17 protein-coding genes and 1 pseudogene are annotated in these 19893 nt (G+C 69.0%); 10 read left to right on the top strand and 8 right to left on the bottom strand.

The genetic code is table 11. The annotated features are described in order from the left end of the window. Position 1: 1 nt before the first annotated feature. Genes GRI75_RS03785 through ribB form a run of 4 tightly spaced genes read right to left on the bottom strand, consistent with a single transcriptional unit; the run spans position 2 to position 4999 of the window. A complete protein-coding gene (locus tag GRI75_RS03785; RefSeq protein WP_160745634.1) occupies positions 2 to 2296 on the bottom strand; it encodes a putative bifunctional diguanylate cyclase/phosphodiesterase in 2295 nt (764 codons plus the stop codon). A 60-nt stretch (positions 2297 to 2356) separates the two neighbouring features. Beyond that, a complete protein-coding gene (locus GRI75_RS03780) occupies positions 2357 to 3283 on the bottom strand; it encodes an aldo/keto reductase (protein WP_160745633.1) in 927 nt (308 codons plus the stop codon). Further along, the gene (gene ribH / locus GRI75_RS03775) at positions 3280 to 3699 is read right to left on the bottom strand and encodes a 6,7-dimethyl-8-ribityllumazine synthase (RefSeq protein WP_160745632.1); all 420 of its coding nucleotides are present in this window, start codon (positions 3697 to 3699) and stop codon (positions 3280 to 3282) included. Before ribH ends, GRI75_RS03780 begins: the two co-directional genes overlap by 4 nt. Positions 3700 to 3709: 10 nt before the next feature. After that, positions 3710 to 4999 carry a 3,4-dihydroxy-2-butanone-4-phosphate synthase gene (gene ribB / locus GRI75_RS03770; RefSeq protein WP_160745631.1) on the bottom strand — a complete coding sequence of 430 codons (1290 nt, stop codon included), beginning with the start codon at positions 4997 to 4999 and terminating at the stop codon, positions 3710 to 3712. Positions 5000 to 5097: 98 nt separating this feature from the next. On the opposite strand from ribB, the gene GRI75_RS03765 reads away from it, so the two are divergent. Then, positions 5098 to 5613, top strand: a complete 516-nt coding sequence (locus GRI75_RS03765; protein ID WP_160745630.1) for a flavin reductase family protein — start codon at positions 5098 to 5100, stop codon at positions 5611 to 5613. Positions 5614 to 5629: 16 nt separating this feature from the next. Here the strand turns inward: GRI75_RS03765 and GRI75_RS03760 are convergent, their stop codons facing one another. Next, positions 5630 to 6586, bottom strand: coding sequence for a M48 family metallopeptidase (locus GRI75_RS03760; protein WP_160745629.1), 957 nt, complete (start codon positions 6584 to 6586; stop codon positions 5630 to 5632). A gap of 236 nt (positions 6587 to 6822) precedes the next feature. Between GRI75_RS03760 and GRI75_RS03755 the strand changes: the two genes are divergently transcribed. Then, positions 6823 to 7053, top strand: coding sequence for a hypothetical protein (locus GRI75_RS03755; RefSeq protein ID WP_160745628.1), 231 nt, complete (start codon positions 6823 to 6825; stop codon positions 7051 to 7053). 71 nt (positions 7054 to 7124) lie between these two features. Here GRI75_RS03755 and GRI75_RS03750 read toward each other — a convergent pair whose 3' ends face one another. Together GRI75_RS03750 and GRI75_RS03745 are read right to left on the bottom strand one after the other, a co-directional pair. Beyond that, positions 7125 to 8273 carry an alpha-hydroxy acid oxidase gene (locus GRI75_RS03750; protein ID WP_160745627.1) on the bottom strand — a complete coding sequence of 383 codons (1149 nt, stop codon included), beginning with the start codon at positions 8271 to 8273 and terminating at the stop codon, positions 7125 to 7127. A gap of 11 nt (positions 8274 to 8284) precedes the next feature. Next, entirely contained in the window at positions 8285 to 9013 is a 729-nt protein-coding gene (locus GRI75_RS03745) for an SDR family oxidoreductase (protein WP_160745626.1), read from the bottom strand. A gap of 189 nt (positions 9014 to 9202) precedes the next feature. On the opposite strand from GRI75_RS03745, the gene GRI75_RS03740 reads away from it, so the two are divergent. The 8 genes and pseudogenes from GRI75_RS03740 (at position 9203) to GRI75_RS03710 (ending at position 18839) form a co-directional block, all read left to right on the top strand. Then, positions 9203 to 9421, top strand: coding sequence for a hypothetical protein (locus GRI75_RS03740; RefSeq protein WP_160745625.1), 219 nt, complete (start codon positions 9203 to 9205; stop codon positions 9419 to 9421). A gap of 227 nt (positions 9422 to 9648) precedes the next feature. Then, positions 9649 to 11457, top strand: coding sequence for an amino acid kinase family protein (locus GRI75_RS03735; protein ID WP_160745624.1), 1809 nt, complete (start codon positions 9649 to 9651; stop codon positions 11455 to 11457). After that, positions 11454 to 12596: pseudogene (locus GRI75_RS14735) on the top strand (M16 family metallopeptidase); the annotation flags it as partial. The gene GRI75_RS03735 and the pseudogene GRI75_RS14735, both read left to right, overlap by 4 nt. Before the next feature lie 224 nt (positions 12597 to 12820). Beyond that, complete coding sequence (locus tag GRI75_RS14730) at positions 12821 to 14299, top strand: M16 family metallopeptidase (RefSeq protein ID WP_328597936.1); 1479 nt, start codon at positions 12821 to 12823, stop codon at positions 14297 to 14299. A 75-nt stretch (positions 14300 to 14374) separates the two neighbouring features. Next, on the top strand, positions 14375 to 16960 hold the full coding sequence (locus GRI75_RS03725; protein ID WP_160745623.1) for a TonB-dependent receptor: 2586 nt from the start codon (positions 14375 to 14377) through the stop codon (positions 16958 to 16960). An 87-nt stretch (positions 16961 to 17047) separates the two neighbouring features. Further along, the gene (locus tag GRI75_RS03720) at positions 17048 to 17446 is read left to right on the top strand and encodes a DUF6491 family protein (protein WP_160745622.1); all 399 of its coding nucleotides are present in this window, start codon (positions 17048 to 17050) and stop codon (positions 17444 to 17446) included. Positions 17447 to 17765: 319 nt separating this feature from the next. Further along, positions 17766 to 18260, top strand: a complete 495-nt coding sequence (locus GRI75_RS03715) for an FKBP-type peptidyl-prolyl cis-trans isomerase (RefSeq protein WP_235911276.1) — start codon at positions 17766 to 17768, stop codon at positions 18258 to 18260. Between the two features lie 36 nt (positions 18261 to 18296). Continuing rightward, entirely contained in the window at positions 18297 to 18839 is a 543-nt protein-coding gene (locus GRI75_RS03710; protein WP_160745621.1) for a GNAT family N-acetyltransferase, read from the top strand. 89 nt (positions 18840 to 18928) lie between these two features. Here GRI75_RS03710 and GRI75_RS03705 read toward each other — a convergent pair whose 3' ends face one another. Continuing rightward, positions 18929 to 19675 carry a serine hydrolase gene (locus GRI75_RS03705; RefSeq protein WP_160745620.1) on the bottom strand — a complete coding sequence of 249 codons (747 nt, stop codon included), beginning with the start codon at positions 19673 to 19675 and terminating at the stop codon, positions 18929 to 18931. Between the last annotated feature and the right edge of the window lie 218 nt (positions 19676 to 19893).

The raw sequence follows: 19893 nt of genomic DNA, 5'->3' as shown, positions 1-19893 counted from the left end.
CTTACCTGGCAGTTCCCTTCGGACCGCCGAGCACTGCTTCCGGTACGTCGACGGCCGGCATGGGGCGCGAATAGAGATAACCTTGCGCGGTGTGGCAGCCGTGACGGGCGAGGAAGCTCTCCTGCGCGGGGCTTTCGACACCTTCGGCAACCACCTCCATAGCGAGGCAGCGGGCCAGATTGATCACCGCATCGGCGATCGCCTCCGCTTCCTTGTCCTCGCCGATCCTGGCCACGAAGCTGCGGTCGATCTTGAGCAGGTCGATCGGAAACTGCTGCAGGTGGGAAAGCGAGGCATATCCCGTGCCGAAATCGTCAAGCGCGATCCGGACGCCACTGCCGCTAAGCGTCTCGAGAGCGGTTTCGACGTACCCTGCTGTCCGCCCCAGGAAGACCGTTTCGGTGACCTCCAGCTGCAGGAGAGATGGGCTGAGCCGGCGCTGCGCCAGCTTTTCCAGCAGATGTTCGGCGAACTCGCGCCGGCGGAAGTCTCCTGCGGTGACGTTGATCGCGACATGTCCGAAGTCGATGCCCGAGGCGCCCCATTCCTGCATTTGATCCAGGACGAGGTCGATCATGCGCTCGCTGAGGGCGGCCGCCAGCGGCGGGTCGTCGAAGGCGGCGCTGAGATCGTCGGGAGTCCGCAAGGCCTCGTAGTCGTCGGTCCAGCGCAGCAGCGCCTCGAACCCGACGATGCGTCCGGTGCCCAGCTGCACTTTGGGCTGGTAGAACGGCACGATGCGATCCTGCTGCAGCGCCTTGCGGGCGGAAGCGAGCATGGTCTGCTGTCGTTCCACCTGGGTCTTCATCCCGAGGTCGAACACCTTGAGCTGCCCGCGGCCGCCGGCTTTGGCCGCGTAGAGCGCGATGTCGGCGGACTTCATCACCTCGGAACGGTTCACGCCGTCCTTCAGCAGCATGCTGGCGCCGATGCTGGCGCTGCATTCCAGCAGGCGGTTCTCGTGAACGAAGGGCTCGCGCAAGTTGGCGTAGATCCGCTCCGCCGCGTCGGTCACGTCGGACAGGTTGCGGGCGGCGATCAGCAGCGCGAACTCGTCGCCGCCGGTTCGCGTCACCAGGTCATTGGGCCCGGCCGCCTTGCGCAGGCGCTCGGCGAAAGTGCACAGCAGCGCATCGCCGGCATCGTGCCCAAGGGTGTCGTTGATGGTCTTGAAATTGTCGACGTCGACGATCAGGAGCGCCGACCCATCGCCATGCGCAGCCCCGAGGAGGCGCCGTTCCAGCTCGTCCTGCAGCACCGAGCGATTGGCCAGGCCGGTCAGCGGGTCGTGGCGCGCGACCCAGACCGCGCGCGCCTCCGATGCTTTCTGGTGCGTGATGTCCCGGCCGACGATCATCGTCTGGCCCGCGCTCCCCATAATTGGGCTGGCGATGACGTCGAACCAGCGCACCGGTTGGCCCTCGACGATGGAGCGGGCGGTGAGACTGGCGGGCGTGCCGGAGCGAGCGCTGGCAAGAACGCGCGCAGCTTCGTCGCGGTCGTCCGGGTGGAGCAGCGGGAGCCACTCCATCCCGTAGAGATTTTCCGGCTCCCCGGTCGATCCCCTCGGCGAGTTCATGAACACGATCCGGCCCTGCTCGTCCAGGATGAGCGTGTAGTCCGGGCTCGCTTCCATGATGCTCTGGTTGAGGCCTTCGCTTCGCTGAAGCTCCGCCAGTGCCTTCATGCGTGAGGCCATCATTTCGTGCAGTGCGAACGAGGATGCAAAGATCGTGATCATGTAAATCGGCAACTGCAGGCCGACGATGGCGATCACTGCTTCCGACGTAAGCAGCGCGGCGACCGCGCACGGGACCAGCATCAGCGACACCATCAGCGCGGCGAGGCGCGGAGTGCCGAAATTGCGCAGGCAGATGCCGCAGACCATCGCTGCGGCCGACAGGCAGATGATCGTCGCGAGAACCCAGTCTTCCGTACGGATCGAGATGAACGCGCCGAAGCCGACCGAGGCCGCCCACGCGCAGGAGCAGAGCGCTGCGGCCGTGACCGGAGGCTTTCGGCCGTTTCGCAGTGCCGCTCTGCCGCCGAGCACGATCGGCAGCCGGATCAGGCCGATCGCGACCTCCAATGACAGCCAGATCAGGAACGGCGTCGTCGGATGCCGCGCGGCTGCGATCGCAGCAATGGCGATACTGTTGATGATACCGCCGAGGAAGATCGGCATGGAGGTGAACAGGCCCGCCTGCAGCTGCGCCGCAACCGACGCCGGAGGCGTGGCTTTCGTGCCCACGAGCCAGGCGATCGGCCGGGACAGGTCCTGGTCGGGAGCCGTCATCGGCCTACGGGGAGTTCGCCACGCTGGGGCATGCCGCTGGGTCGGTCACTTGCCGGCGGTTCAGGATGACGATCTCGTCAGCCGATCGAGCTGATCCTGGCTCAGTTCCAGTTGCAGCGCCTCGAACTGGATATCGAGCTGTTCGGGCCTGCTGGCGCTGGCGACCGGCGCGGCGATGCCGGGCTGGCGCAGCAGCCAGGCGAGGGCGACCGCGCCGTGGCTCGCCCCGGTCTCAGCCGCGACGGCGTCGAGCGTGGGGAGGACCGTGAGCCCCTTGTCGAAGAAGCGCTCGATGCTCGACCCGCGGTTGAAGCGCTTCAGGTCCTCGCGCGTGCGGTACTTCCCGGTCAGGAACCCGGCGGCAAGCCCGAACCACGGCAGCATGGCGATGCCGCGGTCCATGCAGAGCTGCTGCAATTCCGGCGGATAGCTGCCGCGCTCGACCAGGTTGTATTCGTTCTGCAGGATCGTGAACGGCGTCATGCCGTTGCCGGTCGCGATATCGCAGACGGCGCCGAGCCGTTCGGCGTTGTAGTTCGAGGCGCCGATCTCCCTCACCAGGCCTCGCTGCACCAGCGCGTCGAAGCCGGCGGCGACGTCTTCCAGCGGGGTCTGCGGCTCGTCACGGTGGGCATAGTACAGGTCCACGTAGTCGGTCTGCAGCCGGTCGAGCGACTTGTGCAGTTCTTCCGCCACTTTCGCGGGCTGCAGGTCCCCGGGGTTGCCGGACATGCCGGTCTTGGTGGCGATGCGCATCTCGGCGCGTACGCCGCGGCTGGCGAGCCACTTGCCGATTACCGTTTCGCTCTCACCCCCGACATGGCCGGGCACCCACACGGAATAGCCCTGCGCCGAATCGACCATGCGCCCGCCGGCTTCGTAGAACCGGTCGAGAACGGCGAAGCTGGTGTCCTCGTCGGCGGTGAAGCCGAACACGTTGCCGCCCAGTACGAGCGGGATTCCGGCGATCGATGGGTGCGAGGTCATGCGAATCTTTCCTGCAGCTTCAGCAGGGCCATAGCAGCCTCGGCAGCGCCCGCACCTTTGTTGGCTTGCGCAGGATCCGCGCGGACCAAGGCCTGGGCCTCGTTCTCGGTCGTCAGGATACCGTTGCCGACGGCGATCCCGTCCATCGTCAGCGCCATGATGCCGCGGGCGCTTTCGCCGGCGACGATCTCGAAGTGGTAGGTTTCGCCCCGGATTACCACGCCGACGGCAACGAAACCGTCGTACCGCCCACTTTCCGCCGCCAGGGCGATCGCCCCAGGCACCTCGAGAGCGCCGGGCACGGTGACGACCTCGACCGAATGCCCGGCCGCTTCCAGCGCGCCGCGGGCGCCGGCGATCAGCATGTCGTTGAGGTGATCGTAGAAACGGGCTTCGACTATCAGAAAACGTGCCAAGAAAATGCTCCTAGGAAATCGGCCGCTCGCCGACGATGGACAGGTCGTAGCCTTCGAGGCCGACCAGCGAGTGCTGGGTGTTGGTGAGCAGAATCATGTCGTGGACGCCGAGTTCCGCCAGGATCTGCGCCCCGACCCCGTAATCGCGTTGCTCGAGCGGCAGCTGGCCGTCTTCCGCCGGCTCGTCGCGTTCCAGCCTTAGAACCGCCTTGCTCGCATAGTCGGGGGCAGGGCGGTTGATCAGCACGACGACTCCGGCGCCCTCTTCGCCGATGATGCGCATGGCCCCTTCGAGGAGGCCGCAGCGCTTGGTGTCCTTGGCGAACAGGTCTTCGAAGATCGACATCGCGTGCATGCGCACCAGCGTCGGCTTCGCGGGATCGATGTGGCCCTTGACCAGGGCCATCGTCTCCCCCTTTGTCGCCTTGTTGTAGAAGCTGATCGCGCGCCAGTCGCCGCCCCAGCGGCTGCGGAAGCGGCCTTCCGCACGCTTTTCGACCAGGTGGTCGTGCTTGCGGCGGTAGGCGATCAGGTCGCGGATCGTGCCCATCTTGAGGCCGTGCTTGCGCCCGAAGCGGATCAGATCGTCGAGCCGGGCCATCGAGCCGTCTTCGTTCATGATCTCGCAGATCACGCCCGAAGGGTTGAGCCCGGCGAGGCGGGATATGTCGACCGACGCTTCGGTATGGCCGGCGCGCACGAGCACGCCGCCTTCGCGGGCGACTAGCGGGAAGACGTGGCCGGGGGTGACGATATCGTCGGCCGTCTTCCCGGCGTCGATCGCGACCGAGATCGTGCGCGCCCGATCGGCGGCGCTGATCCCGGTGGTGACGCCCTCGCGCGCCTCGATCGAGATGGTGAAGGCGGTTTCGTGCCGGGTGCGGTTGGAACGGCTCATCGGCGGCAGGCCGAGGGTCTCGACCCGCTGCGGCGTCAGCGCCAGGCAGATGAGGCCGCGGCCGTGGGTAGCCATGAAGTTGATCGCATCGGGCGTGGCCATCTGCGCGGGGATGATCAGATCGCCCTCGTTCTCGCGGTCCTCGTCGTCGACGAGGATGAACATGCGCCCGTTGCGCGCTTCGTCGATGATCTCTTCGATCGGGACGAGCACCGGCGTCTGGTCGTTATCCTCGAGGAAGCGATCGATCTTGGCGAGCGTTTCGGCGGTCGGATTCCAGTCGAGTTCGGTACAATCGCGCAGAGTGTTGGCATGTAGGCCGGCGGCGCGCGCAAGTCCGGCGCGCGACATGCGCCCTTCGCTGACGAGAGCGCGGACGCGCTCGATGGTCTGTCTGTTCATGCGGGCTGAATATCACATTGAAATGTGCGATGGAAGCTTCATATCACATTTGAGCTTGGCACTTGAACACTCAAGAGCAGGGCCGCAAGAGGCTGGTGATGAGCGACACCCCAGATCACCCAGCGATTCTAGAGGCATTTCGCGCCGCGATGCGTCATGTCGCGGCCACCGTCTATGCCGTGACGACCGGCCGGGTGGGCGAGCGCCACGGTATTCTCGCCACTGCGGTAAGCTCGCTCAGCTTCGATCCGCCTTCGCTGCTCGTGTGCATCAACCGCTCGGCGTCGCTGCACGAGCCGCTCGCCTGCGCCGAGACGTTCTGCGTCAACGTGCTCGGGCTCGGCAATCGCGACATCGCGGAAATATTCACGCGGGAGCGGGGGGAAGGGCGCTTCGCGGTGGGTGAGTGGTCGGAGGCCCACGGCGTGCCGGTGCTGGCGAACGCCCAGTCCAGCTTCGTATGCCGCACCGCGCACCGGCACGAGTTCGGCACCCACACGATCTTCATCGGCGAGCTGATCGACGCCCGGCACCGCGAGGATGCCGCCCCGCTGACCTACTACGACCGCCACTACATCGACATCAGCGCGGCGCCGGAACGCGCCTCACGCTGAGCTGGGTCGCGGGAGCTTATTCGAGCGGTCGGCCGCGCTGGGCCAGGAGATGGCCGGGATAGCTCGGCGGGCCGCCCGAGAGGTAGTCGGCGATTTCCCTTTCGAGTTGCTGTGCGCGAGCCTCCGGCGAGGGATAGACGCGGCTGCGGAACAGGCCGCCGCCGATCTGCTTGCCGAGCGGGGAGCGCCAGAACGCCGGAGCGGTCGCCGGGTCGAGGCCCGCGTTCGCCAGCAAGTGCACGCTCAGGCGATCCGCCTCGATCTCGGCCTCCCGGTTGAGACGCCGGTCGCGCCCGAATTCGCCGCCGAGACCCTTGCTGACGTCTGCGGCGGACAGGCGGTCGCGGTGGCGCAGGATCGAGTGGGCGAGTTCGTGGGCGAAGATCGCCGCGATTTCCCCGTCCGTAGCGCGCGCTGCGAGCCCGCGGCTGATCTGGATCACCCGGCCGTCGGACCGCGCCGTGGTTCCGCTGTCCGCCAGGATCTCGGCGAGGATGCGGCATTCGGCCGGCGGGTTCAGGACGACTTCCCGCCGCGCGCCGCGGCTTACGACCTCGAGCCTCAGCGGCTCGCCGACGGCGTGCTCCGCAATCGCGGCGAAGGCCGAATCTCGCAGCGGCGATGCCTGGAGCTCCGCGCGTTTCGCCACCGGCTGCCGGTTCACCGAGAGCAGCCCGTCGTTCGGCGCGATCCCGGCTTGTGCAGCGGCGGATTGCGGAAGGACCACCGCGAAAGCGACCGGGGCGGCGAAGCCCGGGTCCTGGCCGGCAGCATACTGGTCCGTGCTCTGCAGGGCTACGCCGAGGCGCGGCATCGTGCGATCGCACAGCGCGAGATTGCTCGCCAGGATCGGCTCGGCGATCCGCAGCAGGCGCTCGTCCTGCGCGCGCAGCGAGCCTGCGGCAGGCGCGTCCTGTGCGACTGCGGGGCCGGCGGCCATGAGGGCCGCGGCGACCAAGTTGCTGATCTTCACGGCATCTCCGATATTCCAGCGATCCGCAGGTTTAAACAAAACTTTCACAAACCTTCGGCACAGGGAGCTCGGATTTTTTCCTTGCCCCGGGAAACGGATAATGGTTGAGCAGTTATGGACGGTGACATAGCGCTCATGGGGGAGGGCCATAACGGCCCTGAAATCAAATTGCGCAAGAGGCCGGCGAACTGGGAATCTTCCTTCGTTCTTCGGCTTTGACAAAGGAAGGGCAACGAATGGTTATTCATAAATCGCTTCTCGGTCTCGCAGCTGCCGGGCTTGTGCTCGGCTCGACTGCCGCGGCCGCTGCTCCCGCCGCTGAAGCACGTACTGCTTCGTCGGTTTCGGAAGCGGAAGGTCTGGCCGGTGTCGGCACCTTCGGTCTCCTGCTCGGCATCCTGATCGTCGCCGGCGTCCTCGGCATCGTCCTGTCGGACGACGACGACGACGTGGCCGTCAGCCCGTAAGCAATCGACCGCCGATTGAAGGAAAACGGCGGGGCTTTCCCCGCCGTTTTTTTTGTGTGCGTTGGGTGGAGTCAGCTGCGGAGGGCGGACTTCACTTCCTCGATCGTGCGCGTGCCGAGCATGGCCATCGTGCGCGCCGTTTCCGCCCGCAGCAGCTCGATCGCGCGGCTCACTCCGGCTTCCCCGAAGGCGCCGAGCCCGTAAAGCGGCGCGCGGCCCGCGAGTACCGCATCGGCCCCGCCGGCGATGGCTTTCACGATGTCGCTGCCCCGGCGAATCCCGCTGTCGAGCAGGATCGACATGCGCCCGCCGACCGCATCGCGGATCGCCGGCAGGGCCTCCAGCGAGGCGATCGAGCAATCGAGCGACCGGCCGCCGTGGTTGGACACCACGACCCCGTCCGCGCCGAGCGCCAGCGCCCGCTCCGCATCCTCGGGATGGAGTATGCCCTTGAGGACCAGCTTGCCCGGCCAGCGGTCGCGCAGCTGCTTCACGTCATCCCAGTCGAGATCGTCCTGCTTGAACAGGGCCCCGGGCGGCGCGCCCTTGGTGACCTTGGCGCGCAGCCGATCCGGCAGGTTGGCCTGGGTCGGTATCCCGCCCGTGAGCAGGTAGCGGCCCATCACCCCCGCGAGCCAGCGCGGATGGGTGAGGACGTCCAGCGTGTTGCGCGCGTTCAGCGTGAAGGGCGTGCCGAAGCCGCTGCGCTGGATGTATTCGCGGTTCGGCGGGACCGGCATGTCGAGCGTGACGAACAGCGCCTCGCAGCCGAGCGCCGCCGCGCGATCGACGACCGCGAGGGACAGCGAGCGGTTTTCCCACAGGTAGAGCTGGAACCACAGCCGGCCGCCCGCTTCGGCGATGTCCTCCAGGTCCATCGTGCTGGCGCTGGAGATGGTGAACGGGACGTTCGCCTTGGCGGCAGCGCGGGCGAGGGCGAGATCGCCCCGGTACCACAGCAGCCCAGCGGCCCCGGTCGGCGCGACGGCGAGCGGGAAAGCCGCCGGTCCGCCGAGAATCTGCGTGGCAGTGTCGATCTTGTCGACCCGGCGCAGGACTCGCGGGCGAAAGGTCAGCGCGTCGAATGCCGCCCTGTTGCGGGCCATGCCGCATTCGTCCTCGACCCCGCGTTCGGCATATTCCCAGATGCCGAGCGGCAGGCGCCGCCGCGCCCGCTCGCGCAAGTCGGCGATGTTGTAGCAGCCGAGATCGGCGGCCATCCGCCGCGCCCTCAGCCGCGCCCCAGGAACGGGATCTTGTTCTGCACCACGAGGCCCTCGTAGAAGTTCAGGTGGTCGGGGATGTCGCACATGTGGACGATCACGTCGGCGATGTCCTTCGGATCGGCGGACAGATCCTCCGGCAGCTTGACCGCGCCGGGGGCGATCTCGGTGGCGACGATCCCGGGATGGAAGATCGAGGCGGCGATGTTGTGCGCGCGCCCGTCGATCGCGAGCGAGCGGGTCAGCCCGTCGAGGCCCCACTTGCTGGCGGCATAAGCCGGGCTGTTCTCCCGCGGGACGCGCGCGGAGATCGAGCCGATGTTGATGATCCGCCCGCGGCCCTTGCCCTTCATCACGCGGAACGCGGCGCGGCTGCACAGGAAGGCGCTGGTCAGGTTGGTGGTGAGCACGCGCTCCCACAGTTCGAGCGGCATCTCGTCCACCGGGGTGCTGTCGGCGATCCCGGCGTTGTTGATCAGCACGTCGACCGTGCCGAAGCGTTCGACGGCCTGCGCGAACAGGTTGTCGATCGCCGCTTCGTCGGTAACGTCGGTGGCGACGGCGAGCGCTTCGCCGCCCATCGCCTCGAGCCGCTCGACCAGTGCCGAGAGCCGCTCGGCCCGCCGCGCCGCGAGCACGACCCTGGCGCCCTTTTCGACCAGCGAAAGCGCGCAGGCTTCGCCGATGCCCGAACTGGCTCCCGTAACGACGGCGACACGGCCTTCCAGAATGCTCACTGCGATCGTTCTCCCATCTCGGTTTGCAGCCTTTCCTGACGGGACGGGACGAAAACCGCAAGGGCGAGCGGCGCATTCCGCACCTGCAAGGCATGCGGAAAAGGCCGGGTCGTGCGTCTAACGGAAGGAGCGCAACAGACGCCGCGGGACCGGCCGGCGCAGTCCGCCAGGCAAGAGGGAGGAACATCGATGGATTTCGAAGCTGCCGGCATCGGCGGATCGGACGACGGCGGCGGACGAGCGGAAGGATCGGCAGAGATCGAAATGCGCAGAAGACATGCGGGAAATGCCGCCGTCGCGAGCGGGGCGCCGGGCCGCAAGGCCGATCGCGAGGCGGGCGAGGACATGGTCGGGGCGCTCCATCTTTGGCTGGCCTTCCGGCCGGATTGGCCCGCGGAGCGGGGCTGAGGAGCGGTTTTTCTCGGCGCGGCGGTGCGGAACTCGCCGTGTCGAACGTCTAGACTTTCGGAGCATGGCAGCTTGGCTCGTCCCGCAGAGCCGTGGTGCCCCGCGCCGTACTGCGTTTCGGGCGGGATCGAAGTCCGAGGAGATGGAGATTTCCTCGCCGGAAGCGATGCCGCGAACCGGCAAACGTATCGGTCCGCCGGATCGGTCAGGGAAGCTGTTGGGGGTACGTGTTGCGCCTGCTGGAAGATACCACACCGGCCGGCGCCGATCGCCGAGCGAGCGGATCGAACCGGCCGCTCAGGGTGCTCAAGTTCGGCGGCTCCGTGCTCCGCTCGGGCCACGACCTGCAGCGCGTGGCGGGCGAAATCTACCGCCAGACCCGCGATGGCGCGGCGGTGATTGCGGTCGTTTCGGCCTTCGAGGGTGAGACCGACGAGCTCCTGCAGCTGTGCGAGACCGCCGGGGGCGGCGATCGCACCGGCGTTCCCGACATCGTCTCGCTGGGCGAGGAGAAGACCGCGCGGCTCCTGCGCCTGGCCTGCCTGAGGATCGGCATCCGCGCCATGCTGCTGGAGCCGGAGGCCCTGGCGATCCGCACCGAAGGCGATGCGCTGGCCGGCCGGCCCGTCGGCCTGAGTGACGATATCGCGGCCGTGGCCCGCTCGCACAGCGTGGTCATCGTGCCCGGCTATGTCGGACTCGATCGTGAAGGACGCCGCACATTGCTCGGCCGGGGCGGGACGGACTTCTCCGCCATCTTCATCGCCGGCGAGACCGGGGCCGCGCTGCGGCTCTACAAGGATGTCGACGGGGTCTACGACCACGATCCGGCGGTCGACCCCGCCAGCCTGCAGCGCTACGCCGAGGTCAGCTGGCGCGACTGCCTCACGATCGCGCGCCCGCTGCTCCAGCCGCGCGCAGTCGAGTATGCCGCGGCCCGCGCGGTCAGCATCGAGGTCGGGGCGATCGGCTCCAGCGATCCGACCGTGGTGGCCGGCAGGTCCCGCCCGCCCGTCCGCCCGGCAAGCGCGGCGCCGCTGCGGATCGGCCTCGCGGGGTTCGGCACGGTCGGCCAGGCGCTCCAGGTGCGGCTGGCCGGGGAGACCGGATTCGCCATCGCCGCGATCCTGGTTGCCGACGCCGGCAAGGCTCGCGCGGTCGCGCCGGTGTGCGAACCCACCGCGGATCCGGCGCGCTTCCTGGAGAGCGGTTTCGACATCCTGGTCGACGCCACCGGCGGCTGCGAACCGGGCACCGCGCTGTGCAGCCGGCACCTTGCCCGGGGCGGGGACGTGGTGAGCGCCAACAAGGCGGCAATCGCGGCCGGCTTCGGCGCCCTGCACGGCCTCGCCGGGGAGCGTGGGGGACGGCTCGAATACTCCGCTTGCGTCGGCGGCAGCGCGCCGATGGTCGAACTCGCCCGGCGCGCGCGAGGGCGCGGGCAGGTCGTGGCGATCGAAGGCGTGCTCAACGGCACGGTCAATCTGGTGCTCAACGAACTGGCGCTGGGGCGGAGCTTCGATGAGGCGCTCGAGCTGGCCCGGCGGGCGGGCTATGCGGAAGCCGACCCGAGCGCGGACCTGAGCGGGCGCGATGCGGCGGCCAAGCTGCGCATCCTCGCGGCGGAGATCTGGGGCGAAGCCGCGCTCGCCGCGCCGATCGCGGTGCAGGCGCTGGACCGGGCCCTGGCGGCGCGGATCGGCGCCAGCGGGGAGACCTGGATCCAGCTGGCCAGCTTCGAAGGCGCGGGCCCGGCGCCGGCCGGCGCGATCCGGTTCGTGCCCGCCGGCCTGGCCGGCATCCGGCCGCCTGCCGCCGAATGGAACGTCCTGCACGTGCGGCTGGCCGGTGGCGAGGAGCTGAGCGCCAGCGGGCGCGGCGCCGGCGGGGCGGCCACGGCGGAAGCGCTGCTGGCCGATCTCTACGCTATCGCCGCGCTGCGCCGGAGCGGGGGCCCCGCGGCACAGGAGCCGGTAGGCGCCCTCCGGCAGGAGCAGCCGCTCCGTGCGGATTCGGGCGTCTCACGCGTCTTATGATGGGGAAGGCGAATCATAGTCGCCCGGGGAGGAAGCGTTCCATGCTCAGACTTGCGGTCCTGCTGGCGAGCCTCGTGCTGGCGCCGATGGCCAGCGCCCAGTCCGCGCCGGCGGCGGTCGGAGCGCAGAATACGGCGGACCCGGCCGCTCTGGTCGAGCGGGTGGCGATACCGTTCGAGAGCTTCACTCTTCCCAACGGCTTGCGCGTCGTGGTCCACGAGGACCGCAAGACGCCGGTCGTGGCGGTCTCCGTGTGGTACAACGTCGGCTCCAAGGACGAGCCGGCCGGCCGCACCGGCTTTGCCCACTTGTTCGAGCATCTCATGTTCAACGGCTCGGAGAACGCGCCGGGCGACTATTTCGAGCACACCTCCAAGATCGGCGCGACCGACCTCAACGGAACCACCTGGTTCGACCGCACGAACTATTACCAGACGGTGCCGACGCCGGCCTTGGAACGCGCCCTGTTCCTGGAAAGCGACCGCATGGGCCACTTGCTCGGGGCGGTGAGCCAGGAGACTCTCACCAACCAGATCGGTGTCGTCCAGAACGAGAAGCGCCAGGGCGACAACCAGTCGTTCGGCATGGTCGAATATGCGCAGCTCGAAGAGCTCTTTCCGGAAGGCCACCCTTATCGCCACTCGACGATCGGGTCGATGGCGGACCTATCCGCCGCCACGCTGGATACGGTGCGCGAGTGGTTCCGTGCCAATTACGGCCCGAACAACGCCGTGCTCGTGCTTGCCGGCGATATCGACGCGGCCGCGGCGCGCCCTCTGGTCGAGCGCTATTTCGGCGGCATTCCGCGCGGGCCGGTGAACAGGCCCGCCGAGGCCGACGTGCCCACTCTGCCGGCGCGGGTCGACCGGACCCTGCACGACCGGGTGGCCAACACCCGTCTCTACCGCTCCTGGGCCATTCCGGGCCTGACCCACGAGGACATCGTGCCGCTGCAGGTCGGCGCGACCATCCTGGGCGGGCTCGCCAGTTCGCGGCTCGACAACCTGCTGGTGCGCGGGGACGAAAGCGCGGTCCGCGTGACCGCGAGCGCGCAGCCGTTCCAGCGGGTCAGCATGTTCGACGTGACGGTCGACGTGAAGCCCGGGCAGGACGCCGATGCGGTGTCGCGCCGGCTCGACGAGATCATCGCGGAGTTCGTTCGCCAGGGCCCCAGCGCGGACGAAGTGCGCCGCACGGTCATGTCCGCGCTCGCCGGCCGCGTGCGCGGGCTCGAGCAAGTCAACGGCAAGGCGACCGCCCTGGCCGAAGGCATGCTCTACGCCGACGATCCAGGCTTCTACCGCCGGCAGCTCGAGCAGCTTGCGGCGGTGACCCCGGCCCAGGTGCAAGGCGCGCTGAAGCGCTGGTTGTCCCGCCCGACCCTGGCGCTGCGCGTCGATCCGGGGGAGCGAGAGCCTTACGTCGAGGCCCCGGTCCAGACCGCAGCGGCTGGCGATCCCGCCGCGACCGCCGCTCCGCGCGGGCCCATGCGGCCGCTGCCGGACATGGCCGACGCGCCGGGGCTGGACTTGCCCGAGGTCGAGCGGGCCCGGCTCTCCAACGGCATTCAGGTGGTCTACGCGCGGCGCACCACGCTTCCGGTCACCCGGGTCGTGGTCGAGTTCGACGCCGGCGCCGCGGCCGACCGTGCCGACCGGCGGGGCCTTCACGCGATGATGCTCGGCCTCCTGACGAAGGGACCGGCAGCCGCACGGCCAACGAACTGGCCGAAGAGCAGGAGCGGCTCGGCGCGACGATCGGCGCAGGCGCCGGTCTCGATCGCTCGTCCGTCAGCCTCGCGGCGCTCACGCCCAATCTCGGGCCGTCGCTCGACCTGCTGGCCGACGTGGTCCGCAACCCGGGGTTCAAGCCGCAAGACATCGAGCGGCTGCGCGGGCAGCAACTCGCTGCGATCGCTTCCGAGCTGACCCAGCCGAACGGCCTCGCCGGCCGCGCGCTGCCGCCGTTGCTCTACGGGCCGGACCATCCTTATGGCCGCCCCGGCGGCTCGGGCGATCCCGACGCGGTGCGGGCGATCACGCGCGAGGACATCCTGGCCTTCCACCGCTCGTGGGTGCGGCCGGACAACGCGACGATCTTCGCGGTCGGCGATCTGCCGCTGGCGCAGCTGACCGCCCAGCTGGAGGCGCGGTTCGGCAATTGGCGGGCGCCCGACGCGCCGCGCGGGACGAAGAGCTTCGCCGCCGCGGTCCCGCAGCCGCAGCCGCGCATCGTGCTGATCGACCGCCCGCAATCGCCGCAGTCCCTGATCGTCGGCGCGCAGTTGCTGGACGCGAACGGGCGGCAGGATCTCCTGGCGCTATCTGCCGCCAACGACGTCGTGGCGGGCGATTTCATGGCCCGGCTCAACATGGAACTTCGCGAGCGGCGCGGCTGGTCCTACGGGGTGCGCGGCGGACCGGGCCTGCGCGAGCATCAGATCGCGTACACGGTTCAGGCCCCGGTGCAGGCGGACAAGACGGGCGAGTCGATCGCGGCACTGCGCGATCTCATGGGCGCGTTCCTCACAACCAGCGGCACCCAGGCCGGCGAGCTCGAGCGGGTCGTGCAGGGCAGCACGCGCGAGCTCCCGGGACAGTTCCAGACGTCCAATGCCCTGCTGGGGAGCATGATGTCCAATGCGCTTCACGCGCGTCCGGACGACTACTGGGAAACCATCGCCGACCGGTATCGCGGGCTCAGCGCCGACGAGCTCGACCGCGAGGCGCGCCGGCTGATCGATCCCGACCGCTTCGTGTGGGTCGTGGTCGGCGATGCGGCGGTCGTGCGGCCGCAGCTCGCCGCGCTCGGCCTGCCGATCGAAGATTTGCGTATCGAATAGCGTGCATCTCCGGCGCGCGTTGCGTGGGGGCGTACGCGCGCCAAAAAGCAGGGGGGAAGCGAGAGATGAAGCGATATGAGACCGACCGTTACCGCTCGCGCACTGGTTCTGCTGGCGATCGTCGCCCAGCCCGCTCACGGCCAGGATAACCCCGCGGAGGCTTCGCCGCCCGCACCGGAAGGGGAGATTCCGCCTGAGAACGAGATCATCGTCACCGCGCCGCAAGAGCGCGGGACGGTGATCGGCCGGAGCGTCCCGGACGTCCGCCTGGGCCGCGAGGAGATCGCCACTTACGGCGCCGGCAATGTCGGAGAACTGCTGACCAGCCTGCGCCCGCAGACCGGGGAGGCTCCGGTCGTGCTGGTCAACGGCCGGCGCATCGCCGGAGTGAACGAGGTCAGCCGCCTGCCGCCCGAGGCGATCGAGCGCGTGGACATCCTGCCGCCGGAGGTGGCGCTCGCTTACGGCTACCGCGCCGACCAGCGCGTGGTGAACATCGTGCTCGAGACCCGCTTCCAGGCGGCCACCGCCGAAGCAGCATTCGCCACCGCCGGAGGACGGGACGAGCAGAAGGCCAGCCTCAACATGACCCGGATCCGGGATCGCGAGCGGCTGAGCCTGGAGCTCGACTATGCCCGGGCGAGCCCGCTCAACGCCGCCGAGCGCGGCCTGTCCGGCCCGAGCGGGCTGTTCGATCCGGCCGGCAACATCGCCGGCCTGGGGCCCGCCGGCGAGATCGACCCCGCGCTGAGCGCGCTCGCGGGCGCCACGGTCATTCTCGCGGGCGTGCCGGCGGCGGCGGCCACGGCGCCGCTCCGGCTCGCCGACTTCCTCGCCACCGCCGAACGCCCGAACCGCACCGGCGACGGCCGCTACCGCACGTTACTGCCGCAGACGCGGTCCCTGGCGCTGGGCGCGACTTTCGCGCGGCCGATCCTTGAGGACATCAATGCCACTTTCAACGCCCGCTATGCCGAAGAGAATTCGGCGAGCGCGTTCGGGCTGCCGACGAGCCTGCTGACGATCCCGGCCGGCAGCCCGTACTCGCCGTTCGCGGACGATGTCGCGCTCCACCGCGCGATCGAGACGTTCGGCGCGCTCGCCGGCCGCAGCGAAACCGGGACCGGCCAGTTCGGGCTCGGCCTCAACGGCAGCCTCGCCGAGTGGAACTGGACTTTCACGGCCAGCTACGACCACACCCGCGCCGTGCAGCAGACGGATGCCGGCGTGGACGCCAGCGCATTCGCGGCCCGGATCGCGGCCGGCGATCCGGCGACCAACCCATTCGGACCGGTCGCGCCTACTCTGGTCAGCGCCGGCCCGCCCGACCGGACCCGGACCGAGAGCGACGCCGCGGTGGCCGACGTCGTCACCACCGGCAGCGTCGCCCGGCTCCCCGCCGGCAATGTCACCACGACTTTCGCCGCGGGCGTGGCCTCGCGCAGCTCCGAGAGCAGCGGGCGGCGCGCCGGCCTCGTGCAGCAGACGCGTCTTTCCGCCGACACGGCGCGGGTGCGCGCCACGATGACCCTGCCGATCGCCAGCCGCAGGCACGCGGTTCTGGCGCCGCTCGGCGATTTGAGCCTCAACTTCACCGTCGGGCATGAGCGGCTCTCGCAAGTCGGCGCCGCGACCAATGTCGATCTCGGCACGACCTGGTCGCCCATCCGGCCGCTGCGCCTGAGCGCGACCTATTCGCGCAACCAGGGCTTGCCGCCGATCACCCAGCGCGCCGATCCGGTCGTCGAGACCGCCAACGTGCCGGTGTTCGACTTCGTCACCGGGGAGACGGTGCCCGTCACCCGGGTGGAAGGGGGGAACCCGGCGCTGCTGGCGAGCAGCCGCAACGTGCTGAGCCTGTCCGGTCACTTGCGCCCGCTGCCCGACGCCAATGTGGCGCTGAACCTCAACTATTCGCGCAGCACGACGCGCGACGCCGCCGGCCTGCTGCCCGCCGTCACGCCCGAGATCGAGGCGGTGTTCCCCGATCGGTTCGTCCGCGACGGGGAGGGACGGCTGGTGCGGGTCGACCTGCGTCCGGTCAATTTCGCGCGGGGCGCCCAGCAGCATCTCGGCTGGAGCCTGTTCGCCTCGCTGCCGATCGGACGCCCACCCCGGAACGGGGAAGAGACGGACGACGGCGCCGAGCCGGCACACGCCGGAGACTGGGGCGGCGGACCCGGCGCCAGAGGCCGGGGCCGGGTGGTGCTGTCGCTGAGCCACAACTGGAGCCTGCGCGACCGGCTGACGATCCGCGAGGGCATCGCGCCGCTCGACTTCCTCGCCGGCGATGCGTTCGGCGGGCGTGGCCGCGCCCGTCACCAGGTCATCGGCGCCGCCAATTTGACGATGGCCGGGCTCGGCGCTTCGCTCAACGCCAACTGGCAGAGCGGCAGCCGGCTGCGCGGCGGCGCCACCGATCTTGCATTCTCCGATCTTGCAACGCTCGACCTGCGCCTGTTCGCGGATCTCGGCAGGCGGCCGGAGCTCGCCGCCGCCCCCTGGCTGCGCGGCACGCGGCTGAGCGTCAGCCTGACCAACCTGTTCGACTCGCGCATGGAGGTGCGCGACGCGTCCGGCGCGACGCCGGCGGGGTTCGAAGGCGCCTGGCTCGACCCGCTCGGCCGGGCCGTCCGCCTCAGTATTCGGAAGCAGCTGTGATGCTGCGGCCTGCCCGTTCCTGTATGGTGGAGGCCGGCACAACGCACCCGCGAGTCCGAACACGGGGCCCATGAAGGAGGAAGTCCGATGAGGATGCTCACCCTTGCGATACCGATGCCGATGCTGGTCCTCGTCCTGGCCGGCTGCGCCGCGCAAGCGCCGCAGACGGCACGCGGCCCGACGTCCGGCGGCGATTGCTTCAACGTGTCCATGGTGACCGGCTATTCGTCGGTCGACCGCGACACCGTCCGGCTCGATGCCGGGCCGAGCAGGACGTACGAGATCGATATCTCCGGCCCGATGTGCGACCAGGTCGACTGGACGCAGCGCATCGCGCTGGAGTCCCGCCCCGGCTCGTGGATCTGCGTCGGTGACAAGGTGGGGCAGGGCGAGATCCACTTCCGCGATCCCGCGACCCGCCGCCGCGTATCCTGCTACATCGACGCCGTCCGCCGCACCGCGAAAGCCGAACCTGAAGCCGGGTAGGGCACAGTCGCCGTCCACAGGCGCGAACGCGCGATCTGCCCGGCGCGGTTCCGCGGGGCGGCTCCGTCTGGTAGGCTACGCACTGCACGGAAAGTTGCTTAGCGCGTGCGGAATCCGGCCCCCGGTGCGTCTAAAGAGTGGGGCCAGGGGAGGCACGATAGCGCGCGGTGGCGGCCGAGAAATGGATGTGGAGCTCCGGTGCGCGGCGGGCGACACGATCCGCATCGATCTGCCATAGGATGGCCCGGAGCTTCGGCATGAGGCTCCGGACTGGATGGCTCGGGCGTCGATCGGGCGGCGAACTCACGGGAGGCAAGACTTGCGACATTTCATCGGCCTGGGGATGGCCACTGCGCTTTGTGCGGCGGCAGCGCATGCCGCACCGGCAGCCAGCCCGGAGCACGACGCGCGCTGGCTGAACAACCAGACGGTATTCCTGATCGAGCTCGATCGGCAGGACGGATGGAAATCGACCGCGAGCGGGTTGCGGTACCGCAAGGTGAAGGGAACCGGCTCCGGCACGCGGCCGTCGCCTGCGGACACGGTGACGATTCATTACACGGGCCGGCTCATCGACGGATCCGAATTCGACAGCTCGGTCGCGCGCGGCGAGCCGGCCACGTTTCCATTGCCGGGCCTCATCAAGGGCTGGCAGGAGGGCGTGCCGCTGATGTCGCTGGGCGACACGTATGAGTTCGCGGTGCCACAGCAGCTTGCCTACGGCGCGAGGGGAGGCGGCCCCATTCCCGGCGGCGCGACATTGCTGTTCACGGTCGAACTCCTTGGCATCGGCGAGCCGGCGACAGGCCAATAGCGGCCTGGCAGAGCATCGGAGGGAGCAACGGGATAGATGGAGACGTCGATCCGCCCCTGCCGGCACGAAGACGGCGATCGGATGCTGGAGATCATCAACCTCGCCGCGCTGGCCTATCGCGGCGCCATCCCCGCCGATTGCTGGCATGATCCGTACATGCCGGCCGCCGCTTTCGCAGCGGAGCGGGCGCGAGGCGTCTGCTTCCATGGCTATGCTCAAGACGACCGACTCATCGGCGTCATGGCCGTCGAGCCCGTGCGCAACGTCAGCCTGGTACGCCATGCCTATGTGCATCCGGATCACCAGGGCCGCGGCATCGGTAGCGCCATGCTGAGCCACATCCTGACCCGGACCCATGGGCAGGTCCTCGTCGGCACATGGCAGGCCGCGACGTGGGCCATCCGGCTCTACGAGCGTCACGGCTTCGTCCTCCCAACGCCGCCGATGCAGCAGCTCCTGTTGAGCACCTACTGGTGCATCCCGGCACGCATGGCCGAATGCTCGGTGGCTCTCGCCTACCCGCCGTTGAGCGACGACGATGCCGTGGCGCTAATGGCTCGCGCCGACGCTGCGTTTTGAATGCCGTGCGCTTCGGTTCTGTGTGATCCTGCACACGCCCCGGCAGTGAGGCCGGAGCCGATCGGGCCGCAGCCAAATGACGCCTGGCGTCAGACCGTGCGCTCGAACCTCACGCCGTGGATCGATCCATAGGAGGCAATCAGGCGATCCACTTGGCCACTCCGGCCCCTCGCAAATGCCAGGCGCGCGCCCGAGCTGCTGGCGAACTCGTCGCGAGCAATCGCGGTGAGCCGTATCGGATCTGCCCAACCGATCAGCAGGGTCAGAACACCATCGGCAACTGAAACCCGCCAGGACGTGTCGATGTCGGGGCTCTGGTAAGTGCCCGCGTAGGCAGCCAGTTCAGCTTCGGTCGGCTGGGGTGGGGCGGGACTCTCGGCCCTGGAGATCGGAGCAGCCATGGGCGCTGCAGGACGCCTTGCGGGAAGCGGCTCAAGCACGTCGGAGAGATACAGGTCCGCCACTTGGCGCGAGAGATCCATCATGGGTGCGCTGGACAGGTTACAAAGCACGAAGACGGTCAGCCGCTGATCGGGGAAGCGTCGCATCGACGTTCGATAGCCGTAGAGCGCGCCGTTGAACTCGATCATCCGGACGCCGCGGTACGGGTAGATCAGGAGTCCCAGCGCATGGGGAAATCGCGTGCCGTCATCGAGCACCCCAGGCTCCTGCATCTCCCTGATGAGAGAGCCACTGCCGAGCCGGTTCTCGTAAAAGTTGCGATCCCACAGCAGGAGGTCGTCGATCGTGCTTAGAAGGCCGCCGGCGCCGACGATGTCGAAGCTGGTCGACCAGTTGGGGCTGAACCCGCCCTCCGGCTTCGGACTATAGGCCATGACGCGGCGCGGGACGACGAGGGTATTGTCATCAAGAAGCTACACCCCTCCGTCAGCCCTGCGGGCTGCCACCTCCCCTTGCAGGGGAGGAACTTGTGGGCTCGGGGCGGGGCGTGGCGGCGGGTGCCTGTCCTGGCTGCCCGATGGGCCCTGAAACAAGTTCAGGGTGACGATGACGGTGGGTTGAGGTTGGATAAGGGCGAGAGAGGCTGTGTGGG

The sequence above is a fragment of the Croceibacterium soli genome (assembly GCF_009828065.1).
Taxonomy (GTDB): domain Bacteria; phylum Pseudomonadota; class Alphaproteobacteria; order Sphingomonadales; family Sphingomonadaceae; genus Croceibacterium_B; species Croceibacterium_B soli.
Note: the sequence above shows the minus strand (reverse complement) of the source record. Positions and strands in the feature narration are given on the sequence as shown.

What these genes read in the sequence shown, in the direction of transcription:
- GRI75_RS03785 (WP_160745634.1), bottom strand. Translation starts at nt 2,296, where the DNA reads ATGACGGCTCCCGACCAGGACCTGTCCCGGCCGATCGCCTGGCTCGTG.
- GRI75_RS03780 (WP_160745633.1), bottom strand. Translation starts at nt 3,283, where the DNA reads ATGACCTCGCACCCATCGATCGCCGGAATCCCGCTCGTACTGGGCGGC.
- GRI75_RS03750 (WP_160745627.1), bottom strand. Translation starts at nt 8,273, where the DNA reads ATGGCCGCCGATCTCGGCTGCTACAACATCGCCGACTTGCGCGAGCGG.
- ribB (WP_160745631.1), bottom strand. Translation starts at nt 4,999, where the DNA reads ATGAACAGACAGACCATCGAGCGCGTCCGCGCTCTCGTCAGCGAAGGG.
- GRI75_RS03725 (WP_160745623.1), top strand. Translation starts at nt 14,375, where the DNA reads ATGAGACCGACCGTTACCGCTCGCGCACTGGTTCTGCTGGCGATCGTC.
- GRI75_RS03740 (WP_160745625.1), top strand. Translation starts at nt 9,203, where the DNA reads ATGGATTTCGAAGCTGCCGGCATCGGCGGATCGGACGACGGCGGCGGA.
- GRI75_RS03720 (WP_160745622.1), top strand. Translation starts at nt 17,048, where the DNA reads ATGAGGATGCTCACCCTTGCGATACCGATGCCGATGCTGGTCCTCGTC.
- GRI75_RS03765 (WP_160745630.1), top strand. Translation starts at nt 5,098, where the DNA reads ATGAGCGACACCCCAGATCACCCAGCGATTCTAGAGGCATTTCGCGCC.
- GRI75_RS03710 (WP_160745621.1), top strand. Translation starts at nt 18,297, where the DNA reads ATGGAGACGTCGATCCGCCCCTGCCGGCACGAAGACGGCGATCGGATG.
- GRI75_RS03705 (WP_160745620.1), bottom strand. Translation starts at nt 19,675, where the DNA reads ATGGCCTATAGTCCGAAGCCGGAGGGCGGGTTCAGCCCCAACTGGTCG.
- GRI75_RS03755 (WP_160745628.1), top strand. Translation starts at nt 6,823, where the DNA reads ATGGTTATTCATAAATCGCTTCTCGGTCTCGCAGCTGCCGGGCTTGTG.